Genomic DNA, 14,778 nt, shown 5'->3' with positions numbered 1-14,778 from the left:
CTCACACGTGAAAATCGGACAACGCTTGCCTTGGCCAGCTCAACTCCGCCCCGGCAGCACCCGGTTCGGCGGGCGGTGTCCGTCGAAGAGCGTGCGGATGTTGATAATGACCTTGTCGCCCATCTCGATGCGGCCTTCGATGGTCGCGGAGCCCATATGCGGAAGCAACACGACCCTGCCTTCCTTGGCTAGCTTGATGAGCTTGGGGTTCACCGCAGGCTCGTTCTCATAGACATCGAGGCCGGCGCCGGCGATCTTTCCCTCGCGCAGGCACTGGATCATCGCCGCTTCGTCGATGATATCGCCGCGCGCGGTATTAACGATGTAGCTGGTCGGCTGCATCAACGCCAGGCGCCGCGCCGAGATCAGGTGATAGGTCGCAGGCGTGGAAGGGCAATTGACGGAAACGATATCCACCCGCGCCAGCATCTGGTCGAGGCTGTCCCAATAGGTTGCCTCAAGCTCCGCCTCCGTCGCCGGGCTGACGCGTTTGCGGTTGTGATAATGAATGGAAAGCCCAAAGGCCTTGGCGCGCCGCGCAACCGCGGTTCCGATGCGACCCATGCCGACAATGCCGATGCGTTTGCCGGAAATGCGCCGCCCGAGCATCCAGGTCGGCGACCAGCCCAGCCATTCGTCCGAGCCATTGGCAAGCACGCGCGTGCCTTCGATCATGCGGCGCGGCACGGCCAGCACCAGCGCCATGGTGATGTCGGCGCTGTCCTCGGTCAGCACATTCGGGGTATTGGTAACGGTGATGCCTTTTCTGGCGGCGGCATCGACATCCACATGGTCTATGCCGTTGGAAAAGCTGGCGATCAGCTTCAGTTGCGGCCCGGCCTTCTCGATCATGGCGGCAGTGATGCGGTCGGTCACGGTCGGCACCAGCACATCGACCCGCTGCATGGCGGCGACAAGCTCTTCCTCGTTGCGCTGCGTATCGTCGATATTCAGTTCGGCATCGAAAAGTTCGCGCATTCTGGTTTCGACGACGTCAGGCAATTTGCGGGTGATATAAACTGTCGGTCTCTTCTTGTGGGTCATCGTTTGCCGCTGCCTTGTTCAGAAGTCATTAACCAGAAAGAGCGATAATTTCTCTCAATCAGGGCGTTTCTACCAGACCCGCCGGCGAAGACAAACAAAACTCGCCGAGGCTCGAGGCATGTGGAAACGAGCCTCCTTAAAATATCATCCGGTTTGCAGAAGGCGGGAAACGGAAATGGGCATGCGCAGTGTGGTTTTTATCGTTTGCATTGCATTGTCTTTGGGCCTCTTTGGTACGGCAACCGAAGCCATGGCGCAGGGTGCCGCCAAGGGCGCAAGCGGCTTGCCCTTGCCGCGTTTTGTCAGCCTGAAATCCAGGCGCGTCAATATGCGCATCGGCCCCAGCACGGATTATGCCGTGTCGTGGATGTATATGAAATCGGGAATGCCGGTCGAAATCATCCAGGAATATGAAAACTGGCGGCGCATCCGTGACGCCGATGGCACGGAAGGCTGGGTCAACCAGGCGCTGCTGTCGGGCGAGCGTACGGCCGTTGCCGCGCCGTGGATGCGCGGCAAGGGCAAGGACGTTTACGTCAACATGCGCCGCGATGCGCAATCGGGCGCTTCGGTCATTGCCAGGCTGGAGCCGGGCGTCGTCTTCAGGATCGGCGAATGCAATGGCGACTGGTGCCGTGCCGAGGCCGGTCAGGCCTCGGGCTGGGTATCACAGGGCGAAATCTGGGGTGCTTATCCCGGAGAGGCCTTTAAATAAGGCCGTGCTTTGCGCCAAGCGCCTTGAGCGATGACATCGGGCGCGGCCCGACCTGCTGAATGACGGCGGCGGCCGCAAGGCAGCCGAGCTTGCCGCAATCTTCGAGCGATCGGTCCTGCGTATAACCGAACAGGAAACCGGCGGCGAAAAGATCGCCTGCACCTGTCGTATCGACCACATCATGCACGGGATAGGCCTCTACCTTCACACGCTCAGTGCCGCGCAGGATAACAGCACCTTCTTCGCTCATCGTCACCGCCGCGATCTTGCAATCGGCGGCGATTTTCGTCAGCGCCAGCTCGAAATCGTCGGTTTCGTAAAGCGAAAGCGCTTCCTGCTTGTTGGCGAAAACGATGTCCACCGTGCCGGAGCGCATCAGGTCGAGAAATTCCTCGCGGTAACGGCCGACACAGAAACTGTCGGACAGCGTCATGGAAACTTCGCGGCCGTTTTCATGCGCAATGCGGGCGCATTCGCGAATGGCGTCCTTGGCGCGCGGCGGATCCCACAGGTAACCTTCGAAATAGGTGACCTTGGTCTGCGCCACGACGTCGTCTTCGACGTCTTCAGGGCCAAGATCGACGCAAGCGCCAAGATAGGTGTTCATCGAACGCTCGCCGTCTTCGGTGACGAAGATCATCGAACGGGCGGTCGGCGGAAACGTGCCTTCCGGCTTCGTTTCGAAATAGACGCCCTGCGCGCGGATATCGTGCTGGAAGATTTCTCCGAGCTGGTCTTCGGCGACCTTGCCGAAATAGGCGGCCTTGCCGCCGAAATTCGCGACGCCCGCGGCCGTGTTGCCGGCACTTCCGCCAGAGGCTTCGAGAGCCGGCCCCATCAGCGAATAAAGCAGCTCGGCCCGTTCCGCATCGATGAGGTTCATCGCGCCTTTGGTAATGGCATTGTCGTTGAGAAAGCGATCATCGCAGCGAGAGATGATGTCGACGATGGCATTGCCGACAGTCAGTACGTCGAATTTCGTCATAGGCCCTATCCGGTTCACACGAGGTGTGTGCGTATTTTTTAAACGGTCTTAAACATTTCTGGCGGCAAGAAAAGCCCAAAGGGAAAATATGCGGTTCTCCCCCCAAGAAGACGAAACACGTCATTTGCCTGTAATGTGGTTAAGCTATTGCTCCTTTCAGAGCAAAAGGTGTGTGAATGCGTACCGGAATGGAAGACATGATGGTCTTCTGGCTCAACCGTTATCACCGCCACGGATGTACTGGCGGCGTATAACGGACATAAAAGGCGGGGGAAACCCCGCTTTTTCTTTTGGTGTGACACCGCGGAATGCGTTTGCACGCAGCGGCGAGCCTTCTCGGTGAAGGCGCTCAATCGGTCTGTCGCCTGCGTTGCAGGCAATCCGCAATTGGGCGAAAACAAGGAAGTGCGGCGTTTTCGCGATTCCATTTCGGTGGAAAACGCTCTAAAGCGGGGTATCTCCCGCAAAGCCGCGAAAGCTTTCCCTCCATGTCTGCCGTTGCCGCTAACGTCGCTCCAATTTTCATTCTCATCCTGATCGGCTGGCTCACCGTCAAGGCCGGTCTGTTCCGGGCCGATGCCGGTGAGATTCTCAGCGATTTCGTGTTCAAGATCGCCGTGCCGACTTTGATCTTTCGCACGCTCGCGGAAGCGAATTTTCACGGTGCATCGCCTTTCCGGCTCTGGATCACCTATTTCGCCGGCGTGGCCGTGACCTGGACAATCGGACATATCGTCACCCGTTACGCCTTCAAGCAGGATGTGCGTATCGCTGTGATTGCCGGGATTTCCTCGGCCTTTGCCAACAATATCTTCATCGGTCTGCCGCTCGTCGGTCGGTCCGTGGGGGATGAGGGGCTGGTGGCTCTCTCCATCCTGCTGGCCATCCACCTGCCGGTCATGATGATCGCCGGCACGATCTTGATGGAGAACGCCACGCACAAGGCGGTCGGCGGCGAAAAGCGAAGCATGGCTGCGGTCTTCAAACAGGTAGGTCGTAATCTCGTCACCAATCCGCTGGTGATCGGCCTGGCGATCGGGCTTTCGACCAATGTTTCAGGTGTGACGCTGACGCCCATCCTCAAAACCGTGGTCGATCAGATTGCTTCGATGGCAGGGCCAGCGGCACTCATCTCGCTTGGCATGGCGCTGACGAAATATACCATTCGCGGCAATTTGGGCATTGCCGTCACCATGACGGTGTTCAAACTGCTGTTTCTGCCCGCCTGCGTGTGGGCCATGGGCCATGCTCTCGGCCTCAGCCACGAATGGACGGCGGCACTTGTGCTCACCTCGTCGGTGCCGACGGGGGTGAATGCGTGGTTGATCGCCAACCGCTTCGGCATCGGCCACAGCGTTGCGGCCTCCACCATCAGCATTTCCACGGCGACCGGCGTTCTTTCCGTGTCGCTGTGGGCATGGCTGCTGAGCTGATGACTCTGCCGAATTGATTATTTCTGGGCGCTGAGGATCTTGAAGCGGGCGTTACGGCACACCTCGGCGCTGGTGCGGAATTCCGCTGCCAGCACCGGCTCATAGGGCATGCCGCGATTGGCGACCATCAGCAGCTTTCCGCCACTGCGTAGCGCGCCGGCCGCCGTCTTGATGAAGGCCTGACCGAGTGCAGGCTCCGCCGCCTGTCCCGCCGCATGGAAAGGCGGATTCATGATGATGAGATCGTATTTTTCCTTCGGCGGCTCGTTTGCCAGATCCTGCCAGAAGAAACGTGCCGTCAGTCGCGGCGTGTTTTCAAGAAGATTGGTTTTCGCAAATTCCAGCGCGTTCCAGTCGGCTTCGAAAAGGTCGATACGGGCCGTACGCGGCGATTTTTCCGCCAGCATGACCGAGAGATAACCCCAGCCCGCGCCGAAATCGGCAGCATTGCCGTCAAAATCGGTCGGCAGACGCGAGGCGAGAAGCTCCGAGCCGTCATCGACGCGGTCATGCGAGAACATGCCGGGCAGGGCGGTGAAACGCCCTTCAACCGTTACGGGCTTTTGGGCAAGTTTGGAGACCGCAAGCGCCACATCGTCGGGGCGTCGGAACCAGAGTGCGACGCCGTGGTATTTAGGTGTGGAGTTGGCCTCGATGCCAAGCTTCGCAAGCGTCTTGCGCAGCGTCACGATACCGTCTTCCTTCGATCCCGCTGCGACGATCAGGCCGCCGGCTTTCACGCGCGACAGCGCTTCGGCAACACGGTTTTCGTTCTCGCCACGATGTTTGCCGCACAGCAACAGCGCTGCATCGTAATCTTCGCCTGAAATGTCCGGGGTGACTTGTGCGCCTTGCGCCTGCAGAGCCCGGTAAAGCGGCCGAAGGTGTTGGGCGGCAATAATCTCCGCGTCAAAACCATCCAGCTTCGGGCCGGCCTCCGCTCCCAGAAACAGAACGCGTTCGCCCTCTTTCGGCATGTCGAGCATTTCTGCGGCAAAGGGGTGGAACAGGGTTTTAACAGCGTCGCGGCTCATGGGAGCGTCCTTAAGATGAAATAGAAAAAAGGCGCGGGCAAAACCCGCGCCTCGATAGGGTCTGGCGGCGCGGCCTTATTCGGCAGCGGCTTCGCCGTCTTCCTTCTTCTTGTCGGCAGCGACTTCCTGACCGGTTGTCTGATCGACAACCTTCATGGACAGGCGAACCTTGCCACGCTCGTCGAAGCCCATCAGCTTGACCCAGACCTTGTCGCCTTCCTTGACGACGTCGGAGGTCTTGGCAACGCGATCAGATGCAAGCTGCGAGATGTGGACGAGGCCGTCACGCGCGCCGAAGAAGTTGACGAATGCGCCGAAGTCAGCGGTCTTGACGACCGTGCCTTCGTAGATGGCGCCGACTTCCGGTTCAGCAACGATCGAGTGGATCCACTTGCGGGCCGCTTCGATTTCCTTGCCGGAAGCAGAAGCGATCTTGACGGTGCCGTCATCCTCAATGTTGATCTTCGCGCCGGTCTTTTCGACGATTTCGCGAATGACCTTGCCGCCGGAGCCGATGACTTCACGGATCTTGTCGACCGGAATATTCATGACTTCGATGCGCGGTGCGAATTCGCCAAGCTGACCACGGCTCTCGGTGATGGCGTTGGCCATTTCGCCGAGAATGTGCTTGCGGCCACCCTGTGCCTGCTCCAGAGCGATCTTCATGATCTCTTCGGTGATACCGGCGATCTTGATGTCCATCTGCAGCGAGGTGATGCCGTCAGCCGTACCCGCAACCTTGAAGTCCATGTCGCCGAGGTGGTCTTCGTCACCCAGGATGTCGGAGAGAACCGCAAAGCGCTCGCCTTCGAGGATGAGACCCATGGCGATACCGGCAACCGGCTTAGCCAGCGGAACGCCAGCGTCCATCAGGGCGAGCGAGGTGCCGCAAACCGTTGCCATCGACGAGGAGCCGTTGGACTCGGTGATTTCGGAAACGACGCGCAGCGTGTAGGGGAACTGTTCCGCAGTCGGCAGCATCGGGCGAATAGCGCGCCATGCGAGCTTGCCGTGACCGATTTCGCGGCGGCCCGGGGAGCCCATGCGGCCTGTTTCACCGACCGAGTAGGGCGGGAAGTTGTAATGCAGCAGGAAGCGCTCCTTGTACATGCCGGTCAGGCTGTCGACATACTGTTCGTCTTCGCCGGTGCCGAGGGTGGCAACAACGATCGCCTGCGTTTCACCGCGGGTGAACAGTGCCGAACCATGCGTGCGCGGCAGAATGCCGACTTCAGAGACGATCGGACGAACGGTCGACAGATCGCGGCCGTCGATACGGCTCTTGGTGTCGAGAACGTTCCAGCGAACGATCTTGGCCTGGAGGTGCTTGAAGACGGCGCCGATTTCTTCCGGGCTGTACTTGGCTTCGCCTTCTTCCGGCAGGAAGTGGGCCTTGACCTTTGCCTTCACGGCATCGACGGCGGCGTAACGGGCAGCCTTTTCGGTGATCTTGTAGGCAGTGCGCAGTTCGGTTTCAGCCAGGCCGAGCATTTCGGTTTCGAGCGCGGAGAAATCTTCCGGTTCGAATTCGCGCGGTTCCTTGGCGGCAACTTCGGCGAGCTTGATGATCGCGTCGATAACCGGCTGGAAGCCGCGATGGCCGAACATGACGGCGCCGAGCATGATGTCTTCGTTGAGTTCCTTGGCTTCCGATTCAACCATCAGGACCGCGTCCTGCGTGCCGGCAACAACCAGATCCAGAACCGACTCGTCCATCTCATCGAGATGCGGGTTCAGAACATATTCGCCGTTGATGTAACCAACGCGCGCGCCGCCGACCGGGCCCATGAAGGGAATGCCGGACAGTGTGAGGGCCGCGGATGCGGCAACCATCGACAGAACGTCCGGGTCATTTTCCAGATCGTGCTGAATGACGGTGACGACAACCTGCGTGTCGTTCTTGTAGCCTTCAGGAAACAGCGGGCGGATCGGACGGTCGATCAGGCGGGAAACCAGTGTTTCCTTTTCGGAAGGACGACCTTCGCGCTTGAAATAACCGCCGGGGATCTTGCCGGCTGCGTAGGTCTTTTCCTGATAGTTGACCGTCAGCGGGAAGAAGTCCTGTCCCGGCTTCGGAGACTTTGCGGAAACCACGGTCGCGAGAACCATCGTCTCGCCGTAGGTTGCGATGACGGCGCCGTCAGCCTGACGGGCAACCTTGCCGGTCTCGAGCTTCAGCGGGCGGCCTGCCCATTCGATTTCCACGGAGTGTTTATTGAACATATCTTGTCCTTGTTTGTACTTGCCCGCCTTATGGGGGCAAAGAACGACGCGATCACGGGCAAGACAGCGGGAGGCTTTCGAGGTGCAAGCATCCGGCAATCCTGCCCCATGACAGGTCTGCGGTTGAAAAGGCGACACCGGCCCATCCGGTTCTACCTTATCGCCCGGTGGGCCGCATTTGCAGCAACCGCCCGGAAATTCGTGGGCTTCAAAAGGCCCGATATAAAAACCGGCGGGTATCGTTGTGAAACCCGCCGGATAAAATTTTAGCGGCGGATGCCGAGAGCACCGATCAGCTTGGTGTAACGGCCTTCGTCCTTCTTCTTCAGATAGTCGAGAAGCGAACGGCGGGTCGAAACCAGCGTCAGAAGACCACGACGGGAGTGGTTGTCCTTCTTGTGATCCTTGAAGTGACCGGTCAGGTTGTTGATCCGCTCGGTCAGGATTGCGACCTGAACTTCCGGAGAACCAGTGTCACCTTCCTTGGTGGCATATTCCGTGATGAGGGCGGCTTTGCGCTCTACAGTAATCGACATCGTGCGATCCTTTCTTGTTTTAAGGAAAAACGGGGACGCCTAGAGCCGGGATGTCGTCCAGCTCTGGCCATTCAGTAGCATAGGCAAAGCCCAAGCTGGCGCTGCCTATAAACTATTCCGGGTACAATTGAAAGAGGCGATTGACTGCGCCGTTTCAGCCAAAAACCCGCTTCGGCCGAAACTCTCCTTCGCCGATCTCGCCAATGGCGACGAGCTTGCCCTGCACGGTGGCATAGGCTTCCGGATGATTGGCCGGCGCATCGCGCCCACGCAGCAGGATCGGATTGCCCATCTTCAGCCGATGTGCCTGATCGTCGTTGATGATCAAATGAGGAAGCGACGAAAGCGCCTCCGCCGTGTCGATCAGATAGACATCCAGCGCCTCGAGCCGCTCGTCGCGGTCTTCGATGGCCTCTAGCGCTGTCAACGTCTCAAGCGGCACCATCATGTCTTCGCCGAAGGGGGCGACCATGGTGCGGCGCAACTGCGAAATATGGCCGAAACAGCCGAGATCTTGACCCATGTCGCGCGCCAGTGCCCGCACATAGGTTCCCTTGCCGCATTCCACTTCGAAATGCGCGGTATTGGCGTCGGGGCAAGCGAGCAGCGTCAGGCGATGAATCTCCACCTCGCGCGCCGGGATTTCCACCGTCTCGCCTTCGCGCGCCAGATCATAGGCGCGCTCGCCAGCGATCTTGATGGCGGAAAATTGCGGCGGTATCTGCTCGATCACACCGGTGTAGTTGGGCAGAATATCGCGGATTGCCTGTTCGTCCGGACGCTGGTCGGAGGAGTTGATCACTTCGCCTTCCAGATCGTCGGTCGCGCGTTGTTCGCCCCAGGTCACGGTAAATTCGTAGATTTTTCGGCCGTCCATGACGTAAGGCACGGTCTTGGTGGCGTCACCGAGCGCAATCGGCAGCATGCCGGAAGCCAGCGGATCGAGCGTGCCGGCGTGGCCCGCCTTCTGGGCATTGAACAGCCACTTGATCTTGGAAACGGCTTCGGTGGAACCGAAATCGAGCGGCTTGTCGAGAATGAGCCAGCCCGAGATCGGGCGGCCCTTGGGTTTGCGGTGCTGCTGTTTGCGTGGTTTGGACATGCTTCAGTTCTGTTCGTCGTCTTTTTCGTTTGAAGGTCCAAGATCGCGCTGCACCTCCGGTGACCGCAGGAGTGCGTCGATCTTCTGGTAATTGTCGAAACTGGTATCGTCGCGAAAGCGCAGTTCCGGCATGTATTTCATTTGCCGCAGTTGCGGGCCGAGGCGGCCGCGCATGAATTTCGCGTGGCGGTTCAGCGCGCTGATGATGTCGGTGTGATCGGCAACGCCGAGCGGCGTCACATAGGCGGTCGCGATCTTGAGATCGGGCGACATGCGCACTTCCGAGATGGAAATAACGGCGCTTTCGATCAGATCGTCGCGGACTTCGCCGCGCTGGAGAATTTGCGTCAGTGCGGCGCGCACCTGTTCGCCAACGCGCAGCATGCGTTGCGAAGGGGCCGATGATGTTGCTTTTGCCATGGGTAATGCCTCAAACAAAGCGAGCGCCGGTTAAGCCGGCGCCCGACAGTAAAGTCCTGTTTTGCGACGAGACGCTTAGAGCGTTCTCGTGATGTGCTCGACGCGGAAGCACTCGATGGTGTCGCCGGCGCGGATGTCTTCGTAGTTTTCGAATGCCATACCGCACTCCTGACCAACAGGCACTTCGTTGACTTCGTCCTTGAAGCGCTTGAGGGTCTTGAGCTTGCCTTCGTGGATGACGACGTTGTCGCGTACCAGACGCACACCCGCACCACGTTCCACCTTGCCTTCGACGACGCGGCAACCCGCGACCTTGCCGACCTTGGTGATGTTGAACACCTCGAGGATTTCGGCATTGCCGAGGAAGGTCTCGCGACGTTCCGGCGAAAGAAGACCCGACATGGCCGCCTTAACGTCATCCACCAGATCGTAGATGATGTTGTAGTAGCGGATTTCGATACCGGCGCGTTCAGCCGCCTGACGGGCCTGCACATTGGCACGCACGTTGAAGCCGATGATCGCGGCGTTGGATGCTTCGGCAAGCGAAATATCCGATTCCGTGATACCGCCGGCGCCCGAATGGACGATGCGGGCACGAACTTCGTCGGTGCCGAGCTTGTCGAGTGCGCCGGCAATGGCTTCGATCGAGCCCTGCACGTCGCCCTTGATCAGCAGCGGGAATTCCTTCATCCCCGAAGACTGTAGCTGGCTCATCATCTGTTCCAGCGAACCGCGCTGGCCCGTCTGGCGGGCGACAGCCTTGTCGCGTGTCAGACGCTGGCGATACTCGGAAATCTCGCGGGCGCGGCTTTCGTTTTCGACGACCGCAAAACGGTCACCGGCCGAAGGCGTGCCGGAAAGGCCGAGGACCTCGACCGGCATGGCCGGACCGGCTTCCTTGACGTGTTCGCCCTTGTCGTTGACGAGCGCGCGCACGCGGCCCCACTGATCACCGGCAACGATGATCTGGCCGGGCTTCAGCGTACCCTTCTGAACCAGAACGGTGGCAACCGAGCCACGGCCACGGTCGAGTTCGGCTTCGATGACCGTGCCTTCTGCGGTACGGCTCGGATCCGCCTTCAGATCAAGGATTTCCGCCTGAAGCAGGATCGCTTCGAGCAGCTTGTCGAGGTTGAGCTTGTTCTTGGCCGAAACCTCGACATCAAGAACTTCACCACCCATCGATTCCACGAAAACTTCGTGCTGCAGCAGCTGCTGGCGAACCTTTTCTGGGTTTGCCTCGTGCTTGTCGATCTTGTTGATCGCAACGACGATCGGAACACCGGCAGCCTTGGCGTGATTGATGGACTCGATCGTCTGCGGCATCACGCTATCGTCTGCGGCAACAACCAGCACGGCAATGTCGGTCGCCTGTGCGCCACGGGCACGCATGGCCGTAAAGGCGGCGTGGCCGGGGGTGTCGATGAAGGTGATCTTGTGACCGTTCTTCTCAACCTGATAGGCGCCGATATGCTGGGTGATGCCACCGGCTTCACCGGAAACGACATTTGCCTGACGGATGGCGTCGAGCAGCGAGGTCTTGCCGTGGTCGACGTGACCCATGATCGTGACAACAGGCGGACGGGAAACCATTTCGCCTGCGTCATCCGCCTGGTTGAAGATGCCTTCTTCCACGTCGGATTCGGAAACGCGCTTGACGGTGTGGCCGAATTCGACGGCGATCAGTTCCGCCAGATCGGCGTCGATCACGTCGCCCGGCTTCATCATCTGGCCTTCCTTCATCAGGAACTTGATAACGTCGACGGCGCGTTCGGACATGCGCTGCGACAGTTCCTGAATGGTGATGGTTTCCGGCAGGATGACTTCACGCATAACCTTTTCGCGGGTTTCCTGCATCTGGCTGCGGCGGAACTTCTCCTGGCGGCGGCGCATGGATGCCATGGAGCGGCCGCGCTGGGTGCCGTCTTCTTCCAGATTGGATGTGACGGTGAGCTTGCCGCGACGACGCTCTTCTTCTGTCTTGAGGCGGGCAGCGGGCTTGGCCGGAACCGGAGCCGCGACCTTGCCGCGAGCCGGAAGGCTGCTACTGCGACGCACGGCACCACGATCTTCCTCTTCGTCACCACCGGTACGACGTCCGCGCGGAGCAGCGGCGTCAGGCGTGGCGGGAGCGGAACGGGGAGCAGCCGCGGCAGACTGAGGACGGGCGTCGGTGCGTGGCGCCGGCGTAAAGGCCGCAGCCGGCCTTTCGCCGGTCGGTTCGGATTTCGCAGCAACGGCCGGCTGGCTTGCCGCCACCTTGGCAGCCGCAGCTTCTTCGGCAGCGCGGTTTGCGGCCTCGACCTTTTCGGCCGCGATGCGCTGTTCTTCCTCGACCTTGCGGCGGGCTTCGTCTTCGGCGCGCTGCTTGGCTTCCACCACGTCACGAGCCTGCGCTTCCATCAGCGCACGGCGACGGGCTTCCATCTCGCCGGCGGAAAGATCGTGCAGAACGTTGCCGCGCGGACGGTCAGGCTGGCGCTGCTGGGGTGCGGACGAGCCGGGACGCTGCTGCGACTGGGAAGAACCCGGACGCTGCTGCTGGCCGCCTGGCTGATGAATGCGCGGCTGGGGAGCCTGCGGACGCGCTGCTACGGGGGCAGGGGCAGGTGCCGCGGGCTTGGGCGCTGGTGCTGGTGCTGCTGCCACGATGGGCTGAACCGGCTTCTCGTCTTCGGGACGTAGGGGGCGGCGCTTGCGTGTTTCCACGACAACCGCATTTGTGCGACCTCGACCCATATCCTGCCGCACGGTGCCCTGATTCATCCCGCCCGGCTTGAGGGTGAGAGTCTTCTTGGCCGGCGCGTTAAGTGTCTTGTCGTCGTTGTTGTCGGTCATTCGTTCCCGTTCCTTCGGACGAGAACCGGATGACGTCCATCAGGTCTCGTCGTTCAATTGCTGCATCGGAACGCGGCGACCGTTCATATCGGTTAACCGCGTCATTGTTCTGTCCGGGCAGCGTCGCGTTCCGCCTGAGATCGACCGCCAAGGCGGTACTGCTCAAGCATCGTTGCGCGCTTCACTACACCCTCACCCGCCTGCCCCGCAAGCGCGCAAGCATGGATAAAAGCATTCTGGCCCATCAACTCGTCCATTTCGGCGCTACTGAAGAGCCGGAAGGACGGAATTTCATTGCCGGCATCGCTGCCGAACGCCCAGGCCCTGCGGGCCTGGTCCAGTTTTCGAACGCCGTCTGCCGCGGCATCGGTTGCGTGGAACACGGCAATCGCGTTCCCGGACCGGACGGCGGCATCGACCTTCGTTGCACCGCTGATGAACTGGCCCGCCTTGCGCGCCATGTTCATCATTCCGGCAAGCTGCTGCGCCATCAGCCGGTCGAGGAGAGCAAGAAGCTCCGGTCCGGCCTTGACGTCGCGTTTGAGTGCCCGTGCGAAGATCTTCTTCGCAATGGCTTTCTCGATCAGGGCGCGCTCGGGTGTTACCCAGCAGCCGCGCCCCGGCAATTGGCGTTTCAGATCCGGCACGACGCTGCCGTCCGGGCCTGCGACGAAGCGGATCAGCTCATCCGGCGATCCACTTTGCCGTGTCACAATGCACATACGTCCATTGACGTTGCCTTCCAGCCGCCCGTCCTCATCGGTTTCGGGCAACTCGTCTGGCTCATGCGCCTGCGATGTCATTCCTGTTCGGCGGTATCCGCCTCCTCGGTAGCTTCAGCATCGGCTTCCTGTTCGGAAGCGAGGTCTTCGGCCGTGATCCAGCCAGCCAGAAGACGGGCCTGTACCACCATGTTCTCAGCCTCGACGCGCGAAACGTCGAGCTTGGAGAAGATGCCTTCGAACTTCTTCGTCTCGCCGTCCTTGCGCTCGCTCCAGCCGACCAGATCGTCCGCCGCACAACCGGCAAAGTCTTCGATCGTCTTGATGCCGTCTTCACCCAGCGCAACCATCATCTGCGAGGTCAGGCCGTCGATCTGGCGCAGCTCGTCGGCAACGCCGAGTTCCTTGCGCTTGGCGTCCATTTCGGCTTCCAGACGTTCCAGATATTCGCGGGCGCGGGTCTGGATTTCATCGGCGGTGTCTTCGTCGAAACCGTCGATCGAGGAAATTTCGCCAAGATCGACATAGGCAAGTTCTTCAACCTGCGCGAAGCCTTCGGAGGCCAGAACCTGGCCGACCATCTCGTCGACGTCGAGAGCATCCATGAACAGCGCCGTGCGCTCGTTGAATTCCTTCTGGCGGCGCTCGGACTCTTCCTGCTCGGTCATGATGTCGATATCCCAGCCGGTCAGCTGCGATGCCAGACGCACGTTCTGGCCGCGACGGCCGATGGCGAGCGACAGCTGCTCGTCGGGAACCACCACTTCGATACGCTCGGACTCTTCATCCAGAACGACCTTGGCCACTTCAGCGGGCTGCAGGGCGTTGACGATGAAGGAAGCCGGATCCTGGCTCCACGGAATGATATCGATCTTCTCGCCCTGAAGTTCGCCGACGACGGCCTGAACGCGCGAACCGCGCATACCGACGCAGGCGCCGACCGGATCGATGGAGCTATCATTCGAGATAACGGCGATCTTGGCGCGCGAACCGGGGTCGCGGGCAACCGACTTGATCTGGATGATGCCGTCGTAAATTTCCGGAACTTCCATGGTGAACAGCTTCACCATGAACTGCGGATGGGTACGCGACAGGAAAATCTGCGGGCCGCGCTGCTCGCGACGAACGTCGTAAACATAAGCGCGCACGCGATCACCGTAACGCATGTTTTCGCGCGGGATCATCTCGTCACGACGGATGATGCCCTCGCCACGGCCGAGATCGACGATGACATTGCCGTATTCGACGCGCTTGACGGTGCCGTTGACGATTTCGCCGATGCGATCCTTGAACTCGTCATACTGGCGGTCACGCTCGGCTTCGCGCACCTTCTGCACGATCACCTGCTTGGCGGACTGCGCGGCGATACGGCCGAAATCCATCGGCGGCAGCGGATCGGCGATGAAGTCGCCGAGCTTGGCGTCCGGGTTGCGGTCGCGGGCCAGCTCAAGCGGGATCTGGGTCGAATAGTCTTCGGCTGCTTCCACCACTTCCAGAAGACGCTGCAGGCGGATTTCGCCGGTCTTGGAGTTGATGTCGGCGCGAATGTTGGTTTCCGAACCATAGCGCGAGCGGGCGGCTTTCTGGATAGCGTCGGCCATTGCGGCAAGCACGATTTCGCGGTCGATGACCTTTTCGCGCGCCACAGCATCGGCGATCTGTAGAAGCTCAAGCCGGTTAGCACTCACTGCCATTTTTATGTCTCCGTAAGTCGCATAATTGCGGG

Annotated in this window: 12 protein-coding genes; 2 read left to right on the top strand and 10 right to left on the bottom strand. The window is 60.2% G+C overall.

Features of this window, described 5'->3' with window-relative positions; genetic code table 11:
* Nucleotides 1–39: 39 nt before the first annotated feature.
* The gene (locus tag DXT96_RS14905; RefSeq protein WP_149898179.1) at nucleotides 40–1,044 is read right to left on the bottom strand and encodes a D-glycerate dehydrogenase; all 1,005 of its coding nucleotides are present in this window, start codon (nucleotides 1,042–1,044) and stop codon (nucleotides 40–42) included.
* A 181-nt stretch (nucleotides 1,045–1,225) separates the two neighbouring features.
* Here DXT96_RS14905 and DXT96_RS14900 point away from each other — a divergent pair, with 181 nt between their 5' ends.
* On the top strand, nucleotides 1,226–1,759 hold the full coding sequence (locus DXT96_RS14900; protein ID WP_174374029.1) for an SH3 domain-containing protein: 534 nt from the start codon (nucleotides 1,226–1,228) through the stop codon (nucleotides 1,757–1,759).
* On the opposite strand, the gene DXT96_RS14895 is transcribed toward DXT96_RS14900, so the two are convergent.
* Nucleotides 1,752–2,744: an adenosine kinase gene (locus DXT96_RS14895; protein ID WP_046799104.1), complete on the bottom strand. Its 993-nt coding sequence runs from the start codon at nucleotides 2,742–2,744 to the stop codon at nucleotides 1,752–1,754. The two genes, DXT96_RS14900 and DXT96_RS14895, sit on opposite strands and share 8 nt — an antisense overlap.
* A gap of 488 nt (nucleotides 2,745–3,232) precedes the next feature.
* Between DXT96_RS14895 and DXT96_RS14890 the strand changes: the two genes are divergently transcribed.
* Nucleotides 3,233–4,177, top strand: a complete 945-nt coding sequence (locus DXT96_RS14890; protein ID WP_153515341.1) for an AEC family transporter — start codon at nucleotides 3,233–3,235, stop codon at nucleotides 4,175–4,177.
* A gap of 17 nt (nucleotides 4,178–4,194) precedes the next feature.
* Here the strand turns inward: DXT96_RS14890 and DXT96_RS14885 are convergent, their stop codons facing one another.
* The 8 genes from DXT96_RS14885 to nusA form a co-directional block, all read right to left on the bottom strand.
* Nucleotides 4,195–5,211, bottom strand: a complete 1,017-nt coding sequence (locus DXT96_RS14885) for a class I SAM-dependent methyltransferase (protein ID WP_153515340.1) — start codon at nucleotides 5,209–5,211, stop codon at nucleotides 4,195–4,197.
* Between the two features lie 75 nt (nucleotides 5,212–5,286).
* Nucleotides 5,287–7,434: a polyribonucleotide nucleotidyltransferase gene (pnp, locus tag DXT96_RS14880; protein ID WP_153515339.1), complete on the bottom strand. Its 2,148-nt coding sequence runs from the start codon at nucleotides 7,432–7,434 to the stop codon at nucleotides 5,287–5,289.
* Between the two features lie 266 nt (nucleotides 7,435–7,700).
* Nucleotides 7,701–7,970 (bottom strand): 30S ribosomal protein S15, encoded by a 270-nt coding sequence (gene rpsO, locus DXT96_RS14875; RefSeq protein WP_149898184.1) that lies wholly within the window; start codon nucleotides 7,968–7,970, stop codon nucleotides 7,701–7,703.
* 154 nt (nucleotides 7,971–8,124) lie between these two features.
* Nucleotides 8,125–9,072, bottom strand: coding sequence for a tRNA pseudouridine(55) synthase TruB (gene truB / locus DXT96_RS14870; protein WP_153515338.1), 948 nt, complete (start codon nucleotides 9,070–9,072; stop codon nucleotides 8,125–8,127).
* Between the two features lie 3 nt (nucleotides 9,073–9,075).
* Complete coding sequence (gene rbfA, locus DXT96_RS14865; RefSeq protein WP_149898186.1) at nucleotides 9,076–9,492, bottom strand: 30S ribosome-binding factor RbfA; 417 nt, start codon at nucleotides 9,490–9,492, stop codon at nucleotides 9,076–9,078.
* Between the two features lie 75 nt (nucleotides 9,493–9,567).
* Nucleotides 9,568–12,330 carry a translation initiation factor IF-2 gene (infB, locus tag DXT96_RS14860; protein WP_153515337.1) on the bottom strand — a complete coding sequence of 921 codons (2,763 nt, stop codon included), beginning with the start codon at nucleotides 12,328–12,330 and terminating at the stop codon, nucleotides 9,568–9,570.
* A 101-nt stretch (nucleotides 12,331–12,431) separates the two neighbouring features.
* Nucleotides 12,432–13,133 (bottom strand): RNA-binding protein, encoded by a 702-nt coding sequence (locus tag DXT96_RS14855; protein ID WP_149898188.1) that lies wholly within the window; start codon nucleotides 13,131–13,133, stop codon nucleotides 12,432–12,434.
* Complete coding sequence (gene nusA / locus DXT96_RS14850) at nucleotides 13,130–14,746, bottom strand: transcription termination factor NusA (RefSeq protein WP_153515336.1); 1,617 nt, start codon at nucleotides 14,744–14,746, stop codon at nucleotides 13,130–13,132. Before nusA ends, DXT96_RS14855 begins: the two co-directional genes overlap by 4 nt.
* Between the last annotated feature and the right edge of the window lie 32 nt (nucleotides 14,747–14,778).

This window comes from Agrobacterium sp. ICMP 6402 (assembly GCF_009498615.1).
Taxonomy (GTDB): Bacteria; Pseudomonadota; Alphaproteobacteria; order Rhizobiales; family Rhizobiaceae; genus Agrobacterium; species Agrobacterium burrii.
This window is presented reverse-complemented; position numbering and strand designations above follow the sequence as displayed.